The sequence below is a fragment of the Flavobacteriales bacterium genome, assembly GCA_030584065.1.
Classification (GTDB): domain Bacteria; phylum Bacteroidota; class Bacteroidia; order Flavobacteriales_F; family PHOS-HE28; genus PHOS-HE28.
On the sequence record CP129489.1, the window covers coordinates 2,981,859 to 3,003,794 of the forward strand.

The 21,936-nt window shown below is 62.5% G+C and carries 17 protein-coding genes; 10 read left to right on the plus strand and 7 right to left on the minus strand.

Features of this window, described 5'->3' with window-relative positions; genetic code table 11:
- Positions 1-4: 4 nt before the first annotated feature.
- The 4 genes from folB to QY325_12545 all read right to left on the minus strand — a co-directional run bounded on the left by folB (position 5) and on the right by QY325_12545 (position 4,453).
- On the minus strand, positions 5-355 hold the full coding sequence (folB, locus tag QY325_12530) for a dihydroneopterin aldolase (GenBank protein WKZ65581.1): 351 nt from the start codon (positions 353-355) through the stop codon (positions 5-7).
- Positions 346-1,881, minus strand: a complete 1,536-nt coding sequence (gltX, locus tag QY325_12535; protein ID WKZ65582.1) for a glutamate--tRNA ligase — start codon at positions 1,879-1,881, stop codon at positions 346-348. Before gltX ends, folB begins: the two co-directional genes overlap by 10 nt.
- 43 nt (positions 1,882-1,924) lie before the next feature.
- Positions 1,925-4,063: a T9SS type A sorting domain-containing protein gene (locus tag QY325_12540; protein ID WKZ65583.1), complete on the minus strand. Its 2,139-nt coding sequence runs from the start codon at positions 4,061-4,063 to the stop codon at positions 1,925-1,927.
- A gap of 63 nt (positions 4,064-4,126) precedes the next feature.
- The gene (locus tag QY325_12545; protein WKZ65584.1) at positions 4,127-4,453 is read right to left on the minus strand and encodes an N-acetyltransferase; all 327 of its coding nucleotides are present in this window, start codon (positions 4,451-4,453) and stop codon (positions 4,127-4,129) included.
- 105 nt (positions 4,454-4,558) lie between these two features.
- Between QY325_12545 and QY325_12550 the strand changes: the two genes are divergently transcribed.
- The 6 genes from QY325_12550 to ybeY all read left to right on the plus strand — a co-directional run bounded on the left by QY325_12550 (position 4,559) and on the right by ybeY (position 13,354).
- Positions 4,559-6,118, plus strand: a complete 1,560-nt coding sequence (locus tag QY325_12550) for a hypothetical protein (GenBank protein WKZ65585.1) — start codon at positions 4,559-4,561, stop codon at positions 6,116-6,118.
- Between the two features lie 23 nt (positions 6,119-6,141).
- Complete coding sequence (locus QY325_12555) at positions 6,142-7,149, plus strand: glycosyltransferase family 2 protein (GenBank protein ID WKZ65586.1); 1,008 nt, start codon at positions 6,142-6,144, stop codon at positions 7,147-7,149.
- A gap of 92 nt (positions 7,150-7,241) precedes the next feature.
- Positions 7,242-8,978, plus strand: a complete 1,737-nt coding sequence (locus QY325_12560; GenBank protein ID WKZ65587.1) for a PKD domain-containing protein — start codon at positions 7,242-7,244, stop codon at positions 8,976-8,978.
- 100 nt (positions 8,979-9,078) lie between these two features.
- Positions 9,079-12,489, plus strand: a complete 3,411-nt coding sequence (locus tag QY325_12565; GenBank protein ID WKZ65588.1) for a hypothetical protein — start codon at positions 9,079-9,081, stop codon at positions 12,487-12,489.
- Positions 12,490-12,494: 5 nt separating this feature from the next.
- Positions 12,495-12,932, plus strand: coding sequence for an ATP-binding protein (locus QY325_12570; GenBank protein WKZ65589.1), 438 nt, complete (start codon positions 12,495-12,497; stop codon positions 12,930-12,932).
- Between the two features lie 23 nt (positions 12,933-12,955).
- On the plus strand, positions 12,956-13,354 hold the full coding sequence (ybeY, locus tag QY325_12575; GenBank protein WKZ65590.1) for an rRNA maturation RNase YbeY: 399 nt from the start codon (positions 12,956-12,958) through the stop codon (positions 13,352-13,354).
- Between the two features lie 60 nt (positions 13,355-13,414).
- Here the strand turns inward: ybeY and QY325_12580 are convergent, their stop codons facing one another.
- Positions 13,415-13,801, minus strand: coding sequence for a hypothetical protein (locus QY325_12580; protein WKZ65591.1), 387 nt, complete (start codon positions 13,799-13,801; stop codon positions 13,415-13,417).
- 155 nt (positions 13,802-13,956) lie between these two features.
- Here QY325_12580 and mnmG point away from each other — a divergent pair, with 155 nt between their 5' ends.
- The 4 genes from mnmG (at position 13,957) to QY325_12600 (ending at position 19,891) form a co-directional block, all read left to right on the plus strand.
- Entirely contained in the window at positions 13,957-15,846 is a 1,890-nt protein-coding gene (mnmG, locus tag QY325_12585) for a tRNA uridine-5-carboxymethylaminomethyl(34) synthesis enzyme MnmG (GenBank protein WKZ65592.1), read from the plus strand.
- A gap of 188 nt (positions 15,847-16,034) precedes the next feature.
- Entirely contained in the window at positions 16,035-16,766 is a 732-nt protein-coding gene (locus QY325_12590; protein ID WKZ65593.1) for a class I SAM-dependent methyltransferase, read from the plus strand.
- Positions 16,767-17,009: 243 nt separating this feature from the next.
- Complete coding sequence (locus tag QY325_12595; protein WKZ65594.1) at positions 17,010-18,569, plus strand: aldehyde dehydrogenase family protein; 1,560 nt, start codon at positions 17,010-17,012, stop codon at positions 18,567-18,569.
- 221 nt (positions 18,570-18,790) lie between these two features.
- Entirely contained in the window at positions 18,791-19,891 is a 1,101-nt protein-coding gene (locus QY325_12600) for a TlpA disulfide reductase family protein (GenBank protein WKZ65595.1), read from the plus strand.
- A 45-nt stretch (positions 19,892-19,936) separates the two neighbouring features.
- On the opposite strand, the gene QY325_12605 is transcribed toward QY325_12600, so the two are convergent.
- Positions 19,937-21,421, minus strand: a complete 1,485-nt coding sequence (locus QY325_12605; protein ID WKZ65596.1) for a M28 family peptidase — start codon at positions 21,419-21,421, stop codon at positions 19,937-19,939.
- Between the two features lie 16 nt (positions 21,422-21,437).
- Positions 21,438-21,878 carry a ribose 5-phosphate isomerase B gene (gene rpiB, locus QY325_12610; GenBank protein WKZ65597.1) on the minus strand — a complete coding sequence of 147 codons (441 nt, stop codon included), beginning with the start codon at positions 21,876-21,878 and terminating at the stop codon, positions 21,438-21,440.
- Between the last annotated feature and the right edge of the window lie 58 nt (positions 21,879-21,936).

A 21,936-nucleotide genomic window follows, 5' to 3' on the forward strand; every position in this document is an offset into this window, starting at 1 on the left:
ACGTTCAACCCTCCACTGTATAGACAGCCTCCTCCACGTCACCGTGAACCGGCGGCCGTTCCTTCACCAGACGCACGCGCCATCGCACCGGACCGGGCCACTCGCGCCGCAGGGCCTCCAGTATCCGGCGCGCAGCATGCTCAATCAGACGGCTGCGAACGGTCATCTGCTCGCGGACAATGGCCGTCACGCGGCCGTAGTCGACCGTTCGCCTTAGGTCATCGCAGGCTTCAGCATCACTGAAATCGCCCTGGGCAGTCACATCCACGCGGAAATGCCCTCCGATGCGCGCCTCCTCCGCCAGGCAGCCGTGGAAGGCGAACACGCGGATGCCATTCACCTCGATCACGCCCATGACCGGCACAGGTCTAAACCGGCCCGCAGGCGCGCCACCACCTCTTCCCTGCCCAGCAGTGCGCTCACCTCGAACATGCCCGGGCCTTGCATGCGGCCGGCCACGAAGAGCCTGTACAGCGGCATCACCTGACCCACCTTCAATCCAGCGCCCAGCAGGACCGCGTTGAACGCCTCTTCAAGCCCTTGCGGGGTGAGGGCCGTAAAGCCTTCGAGCTTGGCGATGTACGCCTCGATGGCCGGTGCGGCCTCCGGCTTCCAGCGCTTGCGCAGCTCGGCCTCTGCCTCTGGGTTGCCGCTGATGGGTGAGCCTAGGGTGAACAGATACAGGCCCTCGAGCATGTCATCCACGAATGTGGCGCGCTCCTTCAGCAACGTTGCTGCGGCAGCCGCCTTCTCGGGGGTGCATGGGATGCCGCGGTCGGCGAGCCGGGCCCGAAGCGCCTCTCCCAGCTCGGCATCGGGGCGCTTGCGCAGGTACTGCTGATTGAACCACTTGGTCTTCTCCGGATCGAAGCGGGCGCCCCCCTTGTGAACCCGCGCCAGGTCGAAATGGGCGACCATTTCCTCCATCGACATCAGCTCAACGTCACCCCCGGGATTCCAGCCCAGCAGCGCCAGCATGTTCACGAAGGCCTCGGGGTAGTAGCCCTTCTCGCGATAGCCGCTGCTCTTCTCCCCTGTCACGGGATCCACCCAGTCCAAGGGGAAGACCGGGAATCCGAGCCGATCGCCATCGCGCTTGCTGAGCTTGCCGTTGCCGTCGGGCTTCAGGATCAGGGGCAGGTGCGCAAAGGCCGGCCGCTCCCACCCGAACGCTTCGTAGATGAGCACGTGCAGCGGCGCACTGGGCAGCCATTCCTCGCCCCGAATGACGTGCGTGATCCTCATCAGGTGGTCATCGACGATGTTGGCCAGGTGATACGTGGGCATGCCATCGCTCTTGAAGAGCACCTTGTCGTCGATGTTGCTGCTGTGCACCACCACCCAGCCGCGGATCAGGTCCTCGAAGCGCACTTCGTGATGGCGCGGCACCTTCAGCCGGACCACGTGCTCATCGCCGCGGGCTAGGCGCTCGCTCACCTCGTCGGCGCTCAGGCTGAGCGAGTTCTTCATGTGCTCGCGCGTCACGGCATTGTAGGCCGGCGCCGCAACGCCTGCCGCCTTCAGGCGCTCCCGCATGGCTTCAAGCTCCTCGGCGGTGTCGAAGGCGTAGTACGCCTTGTCCTCGGCCACGAGCCGATCCGCATACTGCTTGTAAAGCGCCTTGCGCTCGCTCTGCCGGTAGGGCCCATCCGGCCCGCCGGCCCAAGGGCTCTCCTCCGCCACCAGCCCGCACCACTCCAGGCTTCGCCGGATGTAGTCCTCGGCCCCGGGCACGTAGCGCCCCTGATCCGTGTCCTCGATGCGCAGAAGGAACGCGCCCCCGTGCCGCTTGGCGAAGAGGTAGTTGTAGAGCGCGGTACGGACACCGCCCATATGCAATGGACCGGTGGGACTGGGTGCGAAGCGGACGCGGACGGACATGCTGGGACAGCTATGAAGGTCGCGAAAGTAGCCGGATGGCCCTCTACCGGCATATCAGCAACCGGTGCACCGCACGGCCGCGGCCATGGGTGACCCGCACGGCGTACAGACCGGTGCCGAGATCATCGGAGAGCACCACCGCTTGGGGCCGGTCGCATTCCATGAGCCATTGCCGGTGCACGACCCTGCCACCGCCGTCGATCACTTCCAGGTCTGCGGCACCAGCGCCTTCCAGCTGCACGGTGAATGCGCCATCCGTTGGATTGGGCGCAAGCCGGATGCCCTCCGCGCCCAGGTCCGGAAGGCTGCTGCAAACCTCAACGATGAAGCCGGCACCGGCCGCATCCAGGCTGCCGCAGAGCGCGCCGCCGCCCTGAAGGAAGAGCGCAGCCACATCGAAAGCCGTGGTGATGCCCGGCTGAATGAAGCCGGGGTCCAGTACGGCCGGGTCGTACACGAGCGTGTGGATGGCGTAGGAGCCGGGCTCCGAGACGGTGAAAACAGGCACCGAAGCCGCATCGATGATCACCAGGCCGGCGCTTTGGGAGAGCGCATACGCCACGGTGAAGCCGGCGGGTACCACCGCATCGCCATTGGGCGTGGCCTCCAAGGTCGCCTCTCCGTCCTCAAGGCATACGGCGCCTCCCCCGGAGAGGGTGCCCGCATCGGCATCGCAGGAGCTGGAGCAAAGCACGACATCATACGGGGCGCCGATGAGGTCGAGGCTGGCGCAGATGGATCCGCCCCCCACGATGAACAGGGCATTCACCTCGGCCGCGGTGGCGACCCCCCATTCGATCTGGCCGGGGTCGAATGTGGTCGGGTCATAGACCAGGGTATGGATCGCATGCACACCTGTTTCGCTGACCTGGAACACCGGATCGGGGCCGGCGGCAAGGATGGTGAGTCCCGCGCCCTGGGTCAGCACATAGGCCAACGCGTAACCCGCAGGCACCACCGCATCGCCCCCGGGAATACCCACAAGCTCCACGAATCCACCGGGCACCAGGCAAGGAATGAAATCCAATCCGCCCAACGTGCCGGCGTAGGCCGTGCAGCAATCCGCCACCGCGAAATCAATGCTCGTGGATGCATAGCTGAGGCTTGCGCAGGCGCCCTGAGCTTGAATGCTGTCCTCGATGTCCAGTACCGTGGTGACCCCGAGTTCCACGAAGGCGAGGTCGAACGTGGAGGGGTCATATACGATGGGGGTGAGCTGCACGAGCGTGAACGGCTCGGTGAAGGTGACCGTCGGATCATCGAGGATTCCCTGCACCACAGGCGTGAGGCCATTGGAGAAAAGAAAGCGCAATACGTGGCCATCGAGCAGCACAGCATCGCCGTTGGGCACGGCAGCGATGGTGGTGCCGCCGGGATCGCGGCACACCTGAACGTCGCCGATTCGGGTGAGCGTGCCGCTCAGCGCATCGCACGGCGGTGCGCAATCCACCACCTCGATGGCGAGGCTCAGGCTATCGGCGGCCGGGGCGACCGCAGCGCCCTGCTGAGCGCTTACCGCGTACTTCACCACGTGGATGCCGATGCCGGCCACGGCGGGGTCGAACTGGTCGCCTGAAACGCCGGGGCCGCTGAATACACCACCCGTGGTTCCTGTCGGCACAAGATTGAATGGGGCATCGGTCGCGCAGAGCGGTGCCGCAGGAACGATGAAGGAGGGGTCCGGCAGGATCACCAGGCCGCGCGGGAAGCTCACCGGATTGCCGTTCTGAGCAATGGGCCCGAAGCCGCCGCAGGTGAGCGAGAATGGCCACGCATTCACGTTCGCCACCAGGTCCACCGAAGCGGCGAACGTGCCGGCCTCCAGAGGCACGCCGCTCAGCGATCCGCAGCCATTGGCAGGCGGTGTATAGGCGGGGAAATCGGTGGCGCCGGTAAGGCCGGCGGGCAGTTGACTGAATCCGATGCCGGTCACCTGCGTGATCCGCACCGAGACACCGGTAAGCGCGGGATCGAAGAGTGTTGCCGGGGTGCAGGCGTTGGTGATGTGGAAGGAGATCGCATCCGCGTATGGCTGGCCTACGCGCCCGGTGACGAAGCCCTCCGCGCACAGGCCGCCCCATGCGGGCAGCTGGCCCAAGCAGTCAACGGGGGTGCATTGAGGCGTGGCGGAAGCGGCACGCAGCAACAGAGCGGCGAGCACGGTGGTTCGGGAGAAGCGCATGGAATCGGGGGCGCCTGATGCGCCGCCTCACAAGTATAGACGCAGGGAAGCAGAAGGCGAAGCTCAGACCTGAACGCCCTTCAGCAGCAGGCGCTGCCACGCGGTGTGCTTGCGCAGGTAAGCTTTGATCGTGGGGTGGGTCGGTATCAGCTTCAGTCGATTCTCCTCCACCCAGGCCAAGGTCTTCTCCATCACCACGTCGGCAACACCGAGATCGGCCACTGGCCGGGGCACATCCAAGGTACCCAGGAAGATGCGGTCGCCGTCCCGGTCATACTCCAGGCGCGCACGATGCTCCCCCACCCGCAGGACGAACTGACGGGAGTCCGGCTCATCCTGTAGCGGCAATGCGTGAAGGTCGATGGGGTCGCTGGTTGCCTTGCGTGCCATGGTAGCGGGGCGCGAATTTAAGGCGGAATGCCCTCCTGAGCGGGTTCCAGGGCAACGGACCTGCATCGACAGCGCTAACGCGGATGGGAATGCTACCTTGGAGCCATGTTGCGCTGGCTCCACCTTCCGCTCCTTGTGGCCACGGGTCACGCGCTCGCGCAGTGCGGCCCTTGTGTCATCATCGACACCTGCACGGTCGACCCTCCGTTCCCCGCGGTATGCCCAAGCATCACCCCTGTCGGCACGGTGGGCGTACCCTATGAACTGGATGTCACCTTCTGGGTCCCGCCATCATTCCCGGAGCCGAGCACCCAGCTCAACGTGGTGGTGCAGGAATTGGTGGTCACCGGAATCCAAGATATTCCCCTCGGTCTCACCTACCAGGCGAACAGCCCCACCCTCACCTATTATCCGCAGCAGAACGGCTTCGGCTGCGTGAGGGTATGCGGTACGCCCATGCTGCCGGGTGCCGATACCATCCGGGTCCGTGCCACCGTCACCGGCACGGTCGGCGGAATCAACACCACGCAGGCCTACGAGGTGCCGATCCCGATTCAGGTGCTGCCCGATTCAGCAGACACCCTGCCGGGCTTCACACCCGCGCCGGCGCAAGCATGTGTTCCAGCGACCGTCTCATTCAGTCCGGCTAGCGAAGTGCCGGGAATGGAAGGGGAGTTCAACTGGTCGTTCGGCAACGGCGCCAGCCATATAGGTCCTGTGCCGCCGGACCAGACCTACACGGCCGCTGATGCATATGCCGTGGTGCTGGAGCAGGCGTTCTCCGTACCCATGCTCACCCAGGTTCAGATCACGGGCATACCCAATGCTTGGTGCGGAGACCTCGATGAACCGTCTCTGCCCTTCGTGGGCTGCGTAGGGCAGCCTGACCTTTATTTCACCCTGCATGACAGCCGGCTCGGGGAAGAGCGCTCCACCGTCATCAGCAACAGCCAGGCTGGCACGTGGAGCGGGCTTTCCATGGCGCTTGGATTCCCCCCCTTCACCCTTCGGCTGTACGACCAGGATGAACTGAGTGCCGATGATCTGCTCGGCACGTTCACGTTCGATGAAGCCCCGGGCACATTCGCCTTGTCACAAGGCGGCGCCTCGGGGCTGCGCTCCGTGCAGGTACAAACGGTTCTCACGTTGGTCCATCAGGATACGGTGGTGGTCCATCCGGATCCTGACGTGACGCTGTTCTATGACGAGGACGCCGGAACGGTGTGCGCCCAGGACAGCGGCTTGACGCAATATGCCTGGATGCTGGATGGAGAACTGCTGGAAGGCGAGAATGGCCCTTGCGTACAAGCGGTCAATGGCTCATGGACCGTCATGGGTACGAGTGCGGCAGGGTGCACTTCTGGGGCCTCGCTGCTCGTCAATGGTGTCGGGATCTCAGAGGGTGCGGCCCTCCCCTTCGTTAGCCTTGGGCCGGTTCCCTGCGTGGATCGGCTCGAGGTGCGGATTGGCCACCGCGCCTATGGGAAGCCGCTGCAGATCCGTGTGCGGGATGCCCTTGGCCGGCCCGTCATTGCGAGCATGGCCGGCACGGCCGGATCCACCATTCCGATTGACATGTCAGGAACCGCAGCCGGTCTCTACCTCATCACGCTGACCGATGGCGTGCGCACGCTGAGCCGTCCGTTCACGGTGGTTCGCCCCTGAGCCGGAGGCTTCAATCCCGGGGCATGCCCGCGCCTAGAGTCACGGTGCTCACCACCCTTTACAACAAGGGGCCTTACGTGGCGGAAGCCCTGAGCAGCGTGCTGGGCAGTTCGCTCGCTGACCTTGAGCTTCTGGTAATTGACGACGGCAGCACGGACAATGGCCCCGAACTCGTCAAAGCGATTGGCGATCCGCGCGTCCGTTTCCTGCCCCATGCGGTGAACACGGGCCGGGCAGCGGCCGCCAACCGGGGGTTCGATGCGGCCCGCGGGTCGTACATCGCCATCCTGGATGCGGATGACATCGCGGACCGGGAGCGGTTCTCCAAGCAAGCCGCCTTCCTTGATGCGCACCCGGACATCGGTGCCGTTGGCAGCTACGCCCGGATTTTCGGCATCCGGGACCGAATCGCCGAATGGCCCCTCACGGACGAAGAGGCCAGAGGTGTCATGCTGTTCCAGGACCCGATGCTCTACGGTTCCGCCATGTTCCGTGCCAGCGTGATACGTGACCATCGGCTCCGCTGCCGGGAGGACTGGCGCCAACCGGGCATGGACTACCTCTTCCTGCTCAGCGTAGCCAGGCATACGCGGATGGCGAACCTGCCTGAGCCACTCACCAGCTACCGGTTGGGCGAGCAGAATTTCAGGCATGGCCACGACCTGTACGCTGTGCGCGAGCGCATCTGCCGGGAGGCGCTGCGCACCTTCGGCATCGAGGCCTCCCCGGAGGAGCTGGAGGCCCACCTCATGCTCGAGCAGCTGCTGCGCAGCCGCCCGACCCCTGCGCTGATCCGGAGGCTTTGGGCCTGGACGCAACGGCTCAGGATGATCAATCGAAGCCGGCATCTCTTCCCCGAAGCCCCTTTCGAGGCCCGGCTTGCGGCCGATTGGCGGCGTTGGTTCTACATCCTTGCCGACCGCGACATCCCCTCGGCCCTGGCCCACCTTGCCGCTGAGGGGGGCAATCCAGCCCGTAGGCTACTTTACCTGATGAAGACAAGGCTGAGCAGGGCGCGGAGCCATGGTTGAGCCCTGCGCATATGGACGGTTCCTCTAAATTGGCTGGCACAGAAAGCCCCTTGAGCATGATCCCAACCCTACGCGGCGCAATTCTCGCAGCCTTGGTTCCGGCCTTCGCCATTAACCTCTCCGCCCAGTGCGACGGTTGCGTTCCCGATGAGGGCTGCACCACCACCCCGGCATTCCCGACGCTTTGCCCAGCCACTGCCCCCGACGCAACCGCCGGCCTCTACTACGAGTCCGACTTCACGTTCTGGATGCCCGCCAGCTTCACCGATCCGGGAACGGGCTTTGAGGTCACCCTGAACCAGCTCACCATCACCGGAGTCTCCGGGCTGCCCTTCGGCCTCGACTTCACGACGAACTCACCCAGCGGAATCTACTACCCACAGGAGTATGAATTCGGCTGCGCGCGCATCTGCGGCACGCCTTTCGGTGCCGGCACCTATCCGATCAGCATCAGTATCCTGGCCAGCGTGAGCGCCGGCGGGTTCGATCTGGACGTGCCACAGGAGCTCCCCACCTCCATCACGGTGCTGCCAGGCACCGGAGGAACTGCGAGCTTCACTTACGCGCCCCCCAGCGGCTGCGGCTCACTGACCGCGACCTTCCAGGCCCTCATCGATGCCAGCCCGGCCCCCATGAGCTATGCATGGGACTTCGGGAACGGAGCAACAGCATCCGTCCCCAATCCTGCTCAGACCTACACCGGCGCCGGCTCCTACACGGTAACGCTTCAGACCACTATCGGAGGATTCGTCATGCAATCATTGACGCTCAGCAGCGTCAATGGTGATTGGTGCGGCACCGAGGTGGAAGAGCCCAGCGTACCCTTCCTGGGCTGTACGGGCGCGCCCGATCTGTTCTTCGTACTTACCGACGCCTCGGGCGGCACATACACCTCCTCCACGTTCGATGATGTCAGCGCTGCTGCTTGGAGCGACCTTTCCCTGTTGCTGGACAATCCGCCGTATTCGATCAGCTTCTATGATGAGGACCCGGTGAGCTCCAACGACCTCCTGGGCACCTACAACCTGCCCTTGGCGGGCGACGGCAGCTACAGCTTCAACGTGGCCGGGGGTACGATCGGCAGCCTGTCCATCGCCAACATCCCGCAGCAGGTCGTCCTGGACAGCGCCACCATCGTGGTCCTGCCGCTGCCCGAAGTGGTGATCTCGCAGAATGCGCAAACCGGCGAGCTCTGCGCCGAGGACCAGACGCTCAGTGCTTACGCCTGGCTACTGGATGGGCAGCCCGTGGCGGATGCTACAGGGCCATGCGTTATTCCCAGCGGACCCGGAATCTGGCAGGTGGTAGGCTCAAACGCCTTTGCCTGTTCGGATACCAGCAATGCGATCGTGGTATGCCCTGTCTTCAACCTCGTTCAGAACGGAAACGTGCTTTTCGTCCCCAGCGGATACGAGAGCTACGCATGGACACTGGATGGCGAGCCCATCGGCGATGGTTCTGCATTCGTCTTCTTGCAGGGCGACGGCCTGTATGAAGTCTCCGTGGACGCCGGCAATGGCTGCATCATCGAGCTCTCATTCCTCTGGGACACCACCGGAATGCATGAGACTCAGTCGGCAGGACCCGTGCTGGTGGCATTTCCGAACCCGAGCGAAGGTGAGTTCACGGTGGTTGCGCATGGCCTTGGCAGTGGCCCGGTTCAGGTGGAAGTGCTCGACATGACAGGTCGTACCGTCATCCAACGGAATGGCCGTGCCGCATCGGGCGCCCTGCTGGAGCGATTCTCGCTTGATTCCGCTCCCGGGCCTTATCTGGTAAGGGTAAGGACCACCCAAGAGGAGAAAACCATCCGCCTCATCCTTCGGTGACCCCCAAGGCCCGGACCCCTGACGGGCGGACGCGCGGCACTGTCGTGGCTTAGCTTTGTTCCGCAACACGGTTGTTCTCTTCCGCGTTCGGGCGTTATCCATGCAAGGCGACTACGAACTGCTGATATCGAAGCTCGATGCCTTCATCCGGAAGTACTATAAGGACCGGCTGATACGCGGCGCGCTCTATGCCATAGGGCTCGTGGTCGCCGTCTTCCTGGTGGCAGCGTTGCTCGAGTACCTCGGGCGGTTCGGCACCACGGCGCGAACACTGCTCTTCTGGGCATCAATCGCAGCGATGGCCGCCATCCTGGGCAGATTCATCGCGCAGCCCCTGTTCAAGTTGCTGCGCCTAGGACGGGTCATCTCGCATGCGGAAGCGGCGCGCATCGTGGGGGTCCATTTCGAAGAGGTGCGCGACAAGCTGCTCAACACCCTGCAACTGCAGGACATGGCGGCATCCCAGCCCGGACAGCGCGAACTGATCGAGGCTGCGGTCGCCCAGCGAAGCCGGGAGCTGAGTCCATTGCAGTTCGTCGATGCGATTGACCTGCGGCGCAATTCACGCCATCTCCGCCTGGCCTTGCCGCCTGTCGCCATCCTGCTGTTGCTGCTCTTCGCGGCACCGAGCCTGGTGTCCGATCCCGCCCGCAGGATCCTCCTCCACGGCCGGGAGTTCGCACCTGAAGCGCCGTTCCGATTCCGCCTGATGAACGACTCACTGGTCGTGCCCGAGGAACAGGATTTCCACCTTGTGGTCGAGGTGGCGGGGGACGCGCTGCCCAGCCAGGTGGACCTGGTCACAGGCAACGCCCGCATCCCCTTGGTGGATGAAGGCGGCGGACGCTTCTCCCACCGGTTCAGGAATGTGCGTACCGCGGTCGATTTCACGCTCTCAGCGGAAGGGTTCAGCAGCGAGCGCTTCACGCTGACCACGCGTCCGGACCCCCTTGTGCTCGAAATGGCGGTGGACCTGGACTTCCCTGGCTATCTCGGCTTGCCTCCCGAGCGCCAGCGCAGCGTCAGCGACCTCTCCGTGCCCGCCGGCACGCGCATCCGATGGACCATCCGGGCCCGCAGCGCTGACGGGATGACGATGGCATTCGACGACACCCTCATGAGCGCGAAGCCTACGGCGGAGCGGTCGGCGTTCCGTTTCGAGCGCCGGCTGCTGCGCAGCCTGAATTACCAGGTAACACCGACCCACGAAGGCCACGAAGGCGGCACCCCCCTGCGGCACAGGGTGGAGGTCGTCCCGGACCTCCACCCTTCCATCGCTGTGCGGTCCCGCCGCGACAGCAGTGCGCTCAAGCGCGTCTACTTCGATGGGGAGATCGGGGATGATCACGGAATCCGCAGGCTCCTCTTCCATTACCGATTCGTTCAGGGAGGGGACAGCGTTCCCGCCGATCGCCGGTCGGGATCCGAGGCCATCCCCTTCGACCCTGCTGGCCTCCGGCAGCGATTCTACCACGCGTGGGAGTTGTACGGGCTCACCATCCTCCCCGGCGACCGCGTCGAATACTGGTTCGAGGTTTGGGACAACGATGGCGTGAACGGCAGCAAGGTCACGCGCAGCGCAACGGAGGTCTTCGCCGCGCCCACGGCCAAGGAGCTCTCCGAACGGCAGGAGGCCCGCAGCGAGGCCAGCAAGGACCTGCTGCGCGAGAACATCAAGGAGGCACGGGACCTCCAGCGCCAGCTGGATGAGCTGAGGCGCGAGCTCCTCGAGAAGAAAGAGGCCGACTGGCGGGACAAACAGCGGCTGCAGCAGGTGATGGACCGTCAACGGCAGCTTGAGCAGCGCATTGAGCGCAGCACAGAGCTGCTCCGCCAATCACTGCAGGAGCAACGCGAATTCTCCCCGCTCGACGAACGCCTGCTGGAGAAGCAGGAGCGCATCCAGGAGCTGTTCGAGAACGTGCTGAGCGAGGAGATGAAGGAGCTGTACCGGAAGGTGGAGGAGCTCATGCAGAAAGTGGACAAGGAGCAGCTCCAGGAACAGCTCCGGGAGATGAAGCTGGGGCAGGAGGATGTCGAGAAGGAGCTCGACCGTGCATTGGAGATGCTCAAACGAATGGAGGTGGAGCAGCAGGCTGAGGACCTCGCCAACCAGCTCAAGGACCTCGCCGAGAAGCAGGAACGGCTGAGCGAGGAGAGCCGCAAGGGGGAGCGCGATGCCGAGGACCTCAAGCGCGAGCAGGATGCGCTCAACGAGGCGTTCAAGGAGCTGCGCAAGGGCATGGACGAATTGGAGCGGAAGAACGAGGCCCTGGAACAGCCCATGGACCTTCCCGATACCGACCAGCAGGAGCAGGGCATCCAGGATGATCAGCAGCAGAGCAGCGATCAGCTCAACCGCAAACAGAACCAGAAGGCCGCCGGCTCCCAGAAGCAGGCCGCAGAGAAGATGGAGCAGCTGGCCTTCCAGATGGAGAGCGCCATGCAGGCCGGTGCGCAGGAGCAGCAGGAAGAGGACATGGATGCGCTCAGGCAGCTCCTAGAGAACATCGTGGAGCTCAGCTTCGACCAGGAGACCCTGATGGCGGAGCTGGGCAGGACCAGCGTGCGCGACCCGCGGTGGGTGCAGCATGGCCGTGATCAGCGCAAGCTGCGGGACGATGCGAAGGTCATCGAGGACTCCCTTTTCGCGCTGAGCAAGCGCGTTCCGCAGCTGCAAAGCATGGTGAACAGGGAGATGCACGCGGTGAACGACAACATGGATGAAGCCACCCGGCTGCTGGGCGAGGCGCGGGCGAATGAGCGGTTCAAGCCCATGGCGGCAGACAAGCAGCAGCACGCCATGACCTCCCTCAACAACCTGGCCCTCCTGCTCGACGAGGCCCTGCAGCAGATGATGCAGCAGATGAATGCCCAGAGCAAGCCCGGGAGCGGCAATTGCAGCAAGCCCGGCAGCAATCCCAGCCCGGGTCAGGGCAACAAGTCGGGCATGGCCAAGATGCGCGCTCAGCAGGAAGCCCTGCAGAAGCAGCTGGAGCAGATGCGGAAATCCTTGGAGGAAGGGCGCAAGAAAGGCGAGAAGCCCGGACAACAGAGCCCCGGAGGCTCTGGGCTTCCGGGCATGAGCCAGCAGCTCGCCCAACTCGCAGCGCAGCAGGCAGCCATCCGGAAGGAGATGCAGCGCATCTCGCAGGAGCTCAACAAGGATGGCAGCGGAGCCGGCAACGAGCTCAACAAGCTCGCCCAGCAGATGGAGCAGCAGGAAAGGGACATCGTGAACAAGAGCATCACACCGGAGACCATCAGGAGGCAGCAGGACATCCTGACGCGGCTCCTAGAGCACGAGAAGGCCGAACGGGAACGGGAGCTCGACCAGAAGCGCACGAGCAATGAGGGGCGAGAACAGCCCCCCGTCGATCCGGCGCGCGCCTTCGAGATGCAACGTCGCAAGGCGCGCGAAGCGGAGCTTCTCCGCACGGTCCCTCCGGGCCTCAAACCCTATTACAGGGATCGGGTGAATGGCTATTTCGGTACTTTTGACCGACCCTGACCACCATGGCGGCCCTGATTGAAGAATCGGCGCTCACCGAGCGCATAGAGTTCCCCGCGAAGGCCGAGAACATTGCTCTCGCGGAAAAGCTCATCGACGAGGCCTGTTCGCGCTACAGCGTGCATGAGAGCCGCTACGGCAACATCCTGATCGCCCTCACCGAGGCCGTGAACAACGCCATCCACCATGGCAACGGGCTGGACCCCTCAAAGAGCGTCACGCTGGGCTACCAGGCCACGGACGATCAGATCATCTTCGTGGTCCGTGACGAAGGCGCTGGTTTCGACTATCAGCACCTGCCCGACCCCACGGACCCGCAGAACCTGGAGAAACCCCACGGGCGCGGCGTCTTCCTCATGCGGGCATTGGCCGACGCCGTGGAGTTCTCCGACAATGGCGCCACGGTGGCCATGTCTTTCAGCAGGAGCCCCGCACAGGAATAGGCCGTTGTGCGATGATCACCTTCATGGCCCGCGGCGTGCCCAATGCGTACCGTGACCGGATGCGGCTGCGTGCCTGGCTCGAACGCGTGGCCAAGGGACACGGACACGGCATCAATGATCTCGCATTCGTGCTGATGAGCGATGCTGAGCTGCGCTCCTACAACCGCCGCTATCTGGGTCACGATTACCATACTGACGTCATCACCTTCGACGGTCAGACCGGAACCGGCCTCAGCGGCGATGTGCTGATGAGCATCCATCGCATTCGTTACAATGCGAAGCACTACGGCGTACCGATTCAGCAGGAGCTTCGTCGCGTCATGGTGCACGGGCTGCTGCATCTGCTCGGCCATACCGATTCCACCGATGGGGAAAGGGCGGCGATGAAGGCCCAGGAGGACAAGTGGCTCATGCTCTATTGAGTCCCGAGCAAAGCAGAAGCCCCGCTCATTCCAGCGGGGCTTCCATCTCATGCGTTTCAATCAGCGCTTGGCCTTCCTCTCCTCCACAATAGCCAGTGCATTCTTCCGCACAGCTTCGGCCTTGGCCTTGATTTCGGTCCACTGAGCGGCATCTCCGGTGTTCACCGTGCTGAGCATGCCCTCCAGTTGTGCAAGAACAGTGGTCATGCGCTCGCGCATTGCGGTTTGCTCGGGGGTCGCCTTCGTGGCATCCGGACCTACCTCACGCCCCAAATGGGCGAGGTCCTGGCTGAGGATGCCGTAGGCCTCCTTGAGTTGAGCGCTAACCGCGCGCACCTCCTCTTGGGCCACCACGGACGCGTCAGCCTTCACCGGAGTAACGCCGCTCTGTGCGAAAAGGGTACTGCCGCTCATGGCGAGTACCGCCGTCAGAATAATCTGCTTCATCGTGTTCACTATTGGGGTTGATGGGTTGGCCGAAGGTCGGCAAATTCCTGCATGGCTATCCGTCCTGGGCTTTTGATGGACGCACCTGACACGCCCTCGGTTGCCCGCTGGCTCAACCATGCCGTTTCTTTGCGGGCTTTCCCTCATCAAACAGCATGCCCACGCGCGAGCCTTATGATGTAATCGTAGTCGGTGGCGGGCATGCCGGGTGCGAAGCTGCAGCGGCCGCAGCGAACCTCGGCTCCAAAGTGCTGATGGTGACCATGAACATGGGCGTCATCGGTCAAATGAGCTGCAATCCGGCCATGGGCGGCGTTGCTAAGGGTCAGATTATCAGGGAGATAGACGCCATCGGTGGTTACAGCGGCATCGTTAGCGATCGCAGTGCGGTGCAGTTCCGCATGCTGAACCGCAGCAAGGGGCCGGCCATGTGGAGCCCTCGTACGCAGAACGACCGGATGCTATTCGCGTGGGAGTGGCGCAAGTCCTTAGAGGGCATCCCCAATGTTCACTTCCTGCAGGAGAGCGTGGTTCGGCTCCTGACCACTGCGGGTCCCGCCCCAAAGGTCCGAGGCATCGTAACCAGCATGGGTGCGAGCATAAGCTCGCATGCGGTGGTGCTCACCAGCGGCACCTTCATGAACGGTGTAATGCACATCGGCGAGCGGCAGATCGGCGGAGGCCGCGCCGGCGAGAAGGCCAGCCATGGGATAACCGAACAGCTCGTCGAGCTTGGTTTCTCGGCAGGCCGCATGAAGACCGGCACCCCTCCACGTGTGGATGGCCGTAGCCTCGATTACCGCCAAATGGAGGAACAGCCCGGAGATGAGCGTCCTGGAAAATTCAGCTTCTCGGATGCCACCCAGCCGTTGGCCCGTCAACTCAGCTGCTGGATGACCTACACGAGCCCCGAAGTCCATGACATCCTTCGAACCGGATTCGATCGAAGCCCGATGTTCAGCGGCCGAATCAAAGGGGTGGGGCCCCGATATTGCCCTAGCATTGAAGACAAGATTGATCGTTTTGCCGACAAGGACCGGCACCAAGTATTCGTGGAGCCCGAGGGGTGGGACACCGTTGAAACGTACATCAACGGGTTCAGCACCAGTCTGCCGGAAGAGGTGCAGGTAGAAGCCCTGCGACGTATCCCGGGCTTCGCGCAAGCGCGTCTTTTCCGCCCTGGATATGCGGTGGAATACGATTACTTCCCCCCCACTCAGCTTCTGCCAACCCTGGAGACGAAGCTCATTGATGGTCTCTACTTCGCTGGCCAGATTAATGGAACAACCGGCTATGAAGAGGCCGCTTGCCAAGGCTTGATGGCAGGGATTAATGCCCACCTCAAGCAGAAAGAGAAAGAGCCCTTCATCCTTCGAAGGGACGAGGCTTACATCGGGGTGCTGATTGATGATTTGATTACCAAGGGCACGGACGAGCCCTACAGAATGTTCACCAGCCGGGCGGAGTACCGCATCCTGCTGCGACAGGATAATGCCGATTTGCGCCTGACCCCCCGCTCCCATGCGATGGGCTTAGCCGATGATGACCGAATGCGGCGAGTGGAGTTCAAACAGAAGCATGTACGGGACTTGGTTGCGGCCATGCGACGCGAAAGTGTCCATCCCGACGATGCAAACAATCTCCTCGTTCCACGTGGAACATCGCCCTTGAAACAGAAGGTGAAGCTTTACGACATTCTGCTTCGTCCACAGGTTCGGTTCATGGATCTGCCTGGGCTCTCCAAGCCCATTGAAGAACTAACAGCAGCATTGGGCGCTCTCCAAGAAGAGGTGGTCGAACAGGTCGAAATCGACGTGAAATACGAAGGCTACCTCAGTAAGGAGCGCGAAATGGCGGACCGCCTCGGGCAATTGGATTCGGTTCCCCTTGACCCCGAGATGGACTACACGCGCTTAAGCTCGCTTTCGTTCGAAGCACGCCAGAAGCTGCAACAGGTACGACCGAGCACCATGGGACAGGCATCCAGAATAAGTGGGGTGTCGCCAGCCGACCTGAGCGTGCTCCTGATTTACCTCGGACGATAACACCAACCCCGTTCCACGTGGAACATCCACTTGATTCCGCTCCCGCTGCATGCCCGATATGCGGGTCATCCAGCACTCGGAAAGTCCTCGACGTGGTGGACTTCCACCATTCCCAAGAGCGATTCCATCTGCTCGATTGCACCACGTGCGGCTTTAGGATGACCTTTCCTCAGCCCAAGGGGTCGAGCATGGGCCGCTACTATGCCTCCAGCGAATACCTCTCACATGAGTCCGCCGGAAAATCACTCACAGCAGCCATCTACCGTACCGTCCGTTCAGCCAGGCTTGCCACAAAGCATAAGCTCATCAGAGGCTTTGCACCATCAGGACGACTCCTGGACGTAGGCTGCGGAACGGGGGAACTCATCGCCTTCCTGGCTACCAAAGGCTATGCGGTCGAGGGTGTAGAGCCTGGTTCCAAAGCGAGTGCCCGGGCCAAGCAAAACCATCTGCTCAAGGTGTCCCCGAGCCTCGAAGACATCCCATTGCAGGAGCAGTTCCAATGCATCACGCTCTGGCACGTGCTCGAGCATCTTCCCGACCTCCAGGGTTCATTCAAACGCCTGAACGCATTGCTCGCACCGAACGGCTACCTGTTCGTTGCAGTTCCCGACCGCTCAAGCTGGGACGCCCAGCACTATGGCCCATACTGGGCCGCCTGGGATGTGCCGCGCCACCTGTGGCACTTCCGACAACGCGATGTTCATCAGCTTCTCCAAGCCCACGGCTTTACCCTCGTCCGGACCAATCGAATGTGGCTGGATGCCTATTATATAGCCCTACTGAGTGAACAGTATCGAGGAACACCGAAGTGGCTCCGGTGGGTCTTGGCCACGCTAATCGGAACCTTGTCAAATCTGTGCGCTTGGATACAGAACCGCCCATCTTCTAGCACGCTCTACATCGCCCAGAAGACATAGCCTCAGCAAGCTTGTTCTTATCGCCCCTGCCGGGATTTATCCCCCTCTGTCGTGGTCAGGTAAACACACACATGAATCACCCATCCTGAGTAAAATCTCAGCGCCCTCTGCAATCTTGTTAATATTCCTGATTATCAGGGGTTTAACCCCTTAGCCGCACTGCGGTGTGCCCCGCCGAACTGACGGCAACCAGTACCAGGGCGGGATAGAATACCTTTGCCCCCCAAGAACAGATGTGACCCCATGACTACTTCCATCCTCGCCCCTGTCCGAATTGCCGATGCCTTAATGCGTCTTGGTCTGAGTGAGCTGAGCAGCGGCGTATCCACCGGGCAAAACTGGTTGAAGGGGGAGGGCGAGGCGTTGGAGAGCAGGAGCCCGGTTGATGGCGCAATCATCGGCACGGTGCTCGGCGCCAGCCAGGCTGAATACGACCAGGTCATCGACCTAGCACGGCGTGCGTTCCTATCGTGGCGCAACTGGCCGGCCCCAAAGAGAGGAGAAGTGGTTCGTCAAATCGGCGATGAGCTACGCAAGCACAAGGCCGACCTTGGCCAACTGGTGAGCTACGAGATGGGCAAGAGCTACCAGGAAGGCCTGGGCGAAGTGCAGGAGATGATTGACATCTGCGACTTCGCGGTGGGCCTGAGCCGCCAGCTTCACGGCCTCACCATGCACAGCGAACGCCCCGACCACCGCATGTACGAGCAGTGGCATCCCTACGGGCTGGTGGGCATCATCACCGCCTTCAACTTCCCGGTGGCCGTATGGAGCTGGAACGCCGCGCTGGCCTGGGTCTGCGGCGATGTGACCCTGTGGAAGCCGAGCGAGAAGACCCCGCTGTGCAGCATCGCCTGCCAGCACATCACCGCCGAGGTGTTCAAGCGCAACGGCGTTCCCGAGGGCGTGAGCAGCATCATCAACGGTGGTCGTGAAGTAGGGGAGTGGATGAGCCACGATACCCGCATCCCGCTGGTGAGCGCCACGGGCAGCACCCGCATGGGCAAGGCCGTGGGCGCCGCAGTCGGCGAGCGACTGGGCCGCTCCCTGCTGGAGCTGGGCGGTAACAACGCGATCATCATCAGCGACAAGGCCGATCTGGACATGTCCCTCATCGGCTGCGTGTTCGGCGCGGTGGGCACGGCCGGTCAGCGCTGCACCAGCACGCGACGCCTGATCATCCACGACAGCGTCTACGAAGCCTTCAAGCAGAAGCTGGTGAAGGCCTATGGTCAGCTGCGCATCGGCGATCCGCTGAACGAGCAGAACCACGTTGGCCCTCTGATCGACAAGGCCGCGGTGGATATGTACCTGAAGGCCCTGGAGGCCGCGAAAGCACAGGGCGGCAAGCTGGCCGTGGAAGGTGGAGTGCTCACCGGTGCCGGCTTCGAGAGCGGCTGCTACGTGAAGCCCGCCGTGGTGGAGGCTACGCCGGAGATGGCCATCGTGCAGGAGGAGACCTTCGCGCCGATCCTGTACCTGCTGCGCTACAGCGGAGACATACACGAGGCAGTAGCCATCCAGAACAACGTGAAACAGGGCCTGAGCAGCGCCATCATGACGCTGGACCTGCGCGAGGCGGAGCGTTTCCTGAGCGCGTCCGGCAGCGATTGCGGCATTGCCAACGTGAACATCGGCACCAGCGGAGCGGAGATCGGCGGGGCCTTCGGTGGTGAAAAGGAGACCGGTGGCGGCCGCGAGAGCGGAAGCGATGCTTGGAAGGCCTACATGCGCCGCCAGACCAACACGATCAACTACGGCACCAAACTGCCGCTTGCGCAGGGCATTCGATTCGACCTCTGAAGAGCGTTCGGCATTCCTAGCGAACCGGTCCTTTCTCCTGCCGCATTGGAGAGGCGCGGCTAGATTCGCACCTCTTGCATCGGCCATCCATTCTCCTGCTCTTCCTCGCATGCGCCGTGCTCCTTGGCATTGGATGCGAGTCGTCCGTTGACCCACGCCTTCCCCTGTGCGGGAATTGGAGCGCTCAGCTTTCTGTTCCCGGGGGAGGGTTGCCTTTCGGCATGACCATACTACCGGATGATTCCGGAGGCTTGGATATCGTCATCAGCAATGCTGCCGAACGCATCACGCTGAGGCAGGTGGAATTCCGCCGTGATTCGCTCTTCGCCCGTTTCCCCTTGTATGATTCCGAACTGCACGCGCACATAGCCAGCGACAGCCTCCTTTCGGGGCTTTGGGTCAATCACACCAAGGGCCCGGGGTATCGCATCCCGTTCGTTGCCAGGGCCGGCAAGCGGCCAAGGCCCCTTGACAGCCGGGCCCCTCCAGCCAAGGCCTTCACCGGGACATGGGAGACCCGCTTCAGTCACGGAACCTCAGACGCCTATTCCGCTGTCGGTGAGTTCTGGCAGCATCCGGGCGGAACCGTGACGGGCACCTTCCTGACCGAGACAGGCGACTACCGTTTCCTGGAGGGTGCCGCCTATGGTGACTCGCTTCTGCTCTCCTGTTTCGATGGCACTCACGCCTTCCTCTTCGCCGCGGAACACCGGAATGACAGCCTGGTCGGACGCTTTTGGAGCGGCACCCACTGGCAGGAGCCCTGGGTAGCCGTTCCCAACCCCTCGTTCAAGCTCCGCCATCCGGACTCATTGACGCAGCTCACCGAGGATGTAGACCGTGTGCGATTCAGCTTCCCGGACACCGATGGTGTGCTGCGATCAACGGATGACCCGGACATGAGGGGCAAGCCCCTGCTCGTCCACATCATGGGAAGCTGGTGCCCGAACTGCATCGATGAGACGAGCCTGCTCAAGGATATGTACCACAAGTACCATGGCCGCGGCCTCAATGTATTGGCGATAGCATTCGAGAAGCACCGGGAGAAAGACCGGGCGATTGCCGGCCTCCAGCGGTTCAAGGACGTCCTGCACGTGCCCTATCCCATCCTGTATGGCGGCCCTGCCGCCAAATCCGAGGCGTTGGAGCAGCTTCCCTTCCTCAAGCACCTGATGAGCTACCCCACCTGCGTCTTCATCGACCGTTCAGGCGAGGTCAAGCGCATCCGGACAGGGTTCTATGGGCCTGGCACCGGAGCCCATTATGTGCGGTACCGCGAGGACCTGGACCGCTACCTCGAGGAACTCGTGTCGATGCCCTGAACCCTGACGAAGGCCGGGGCCCATTCCTGAACCGGAGCGGTCCGCTCATTCGTCCAAGGCTACCCGATCGGGACGATTCGCCAGCTCCCATGCTGTATGGAAAACGAGCCGGGCGCGCTGCTCCAGCAGTCCGGGCTCGATACGCTCCACATCGTCCCCTGGCTGATGGTAGTCCTCATGCACCCCGCTGAAGTAGAAGATGCAGGGGATGCCCTTCCGAGCGAAGTTGTAATGGTCGCTGCGGTAATAGAACCGGTTCGGGTCGTCCTCGCCATTGAACGCGTAATCGAGCCGAAGACCGACAAAGCGCTCATTGACCGACTCGTTCAATTGATGCAGTTCCTTGCTCAGGCGATCGCTCCCGATGATGTACACGTAGGGGTCCGCCGTAGCATGCGCGCTGTCCCGCCTGCCGATCATGTCGATGTTCAGGTTGGCCACTGTCCGGTCCAATGGCCACACCGGATTGTCGCTGTAATAACGCGATCCCAGCAGCCCCTTTTCCTCTCCGCTCACCGGCATGATGAGCACACTTCGCCTTGGGCCGTGCCCAGCTGATCTGGCCAATGCAAACGCTTCAGCGATCTCAATAAGGGCCACGGTCCCGCTGCCGTCATCGTCTGCGCCATTGTACACCACCCCATCAACCATTCCGACATGGTCATAGTGCGCGGTGAGCACCACCAATTCGTCCTTCAGATCCGTACCTTCGATGAAGGCAAGGACATTCTCCGAAACAATCCGCTGCTCGTTCGGACGCACCACTAGGAACGCACGGGAATCCCAGATCGCTCCTGCAGCCGCATTCCGGAAGGACTTAGCCCTCCGACGCCCGAGCAGCATCGTGAGGCCGCGTTCATCCAGCAGAATGACCTGCGCCCCGGAACGCTCCCTCTGCCGCAGGTCATCATTCGCCAGGCGCATCCTGGTGTCCTCCGCATGGATAAAGCCCAACCAAGGATCGAGGTTCCCCACGTACACGAAAAGCAATTCGGGGCTGAGCCCCCTCAGTTGCTCAAGGCAGGCCCTTATTTCGCGTGGCTCGATGGCAGAGCCATCCACCAGCACGCTCTTAGCCTTCTTATCCGATTCGGCGGCTGCATCCCTGCAATGGCCTGCATAGTGCACTGGGCCGACACGCGAACGCCCCGGACCCAACAGCTCATTGAAATAGACCAGACCATCCCCCAAGCCCAGCTTGCTCCTGCCCCGTTCGAGGGAAATACCACCGGACCGAGTCTCGATGAGATCGAACTCCTGGAAATAGCCTTCCTTCACCCTGGCACCATACGGCTCCGGAACAGGGGGTATGCCCATTGACTCGAATGTCGCTCGCAGATAGGCGGCCGCCATCTTCTGGCCAGGCTTTCCGGTATCCCTTCCCTCCATTGAATCGCTGGCAAGCACCCGCAGGCTGCCCATCAGCTCATCCGCTGTGATGGTATTCCCATAGGCAGCCGCCAGTGAATCGCCTTGGGCAAACCCCGCCACCAGGATGCAGCAGGCCCAGCACACCAGGAAAGCCCTCAACCACCGCGTTATCCCCTTAGTGCGCATTCTCGATCTTCTCCACGCGGCGCTGGTGCCGTCCGCCCTCGAATGAAGCGCCTAGGAAAGCCTCCACGATGCCCTGGGCTTCCGATTCCGTGATATACCTGGCGGGGAGGGACAGGACATTGGCATCATTGTGCTGCCTGGCAAGCGCTGCAATCTCCGCGGTCCACGCCAAGGCCGCCCGCACTCCTTTGTGCTTATTGGCCACGATGTTCACTCCATTCCCGCTCCCGCAGATCAGCAGGCCGACCTCCGCACCACCCGTTGCCACGCAATCCGCCACGCCATGCGCAGGATCGGGGTAGTCCATGCTCTCCTTCGTGAAACCACCGAAATCCCTCACCTCCAATCCTTTATCCCTTAAGTTCCGAATCAGTGCAGCCTTCAGCTCATAGCCTGCATGATCCCCTCCGATTGCGATACGAAGTGCCATGGCGCTAATGTACCCCCTGGCTCATCCACAGGAGGCTTGTCGATATCCCTTCGTTGGT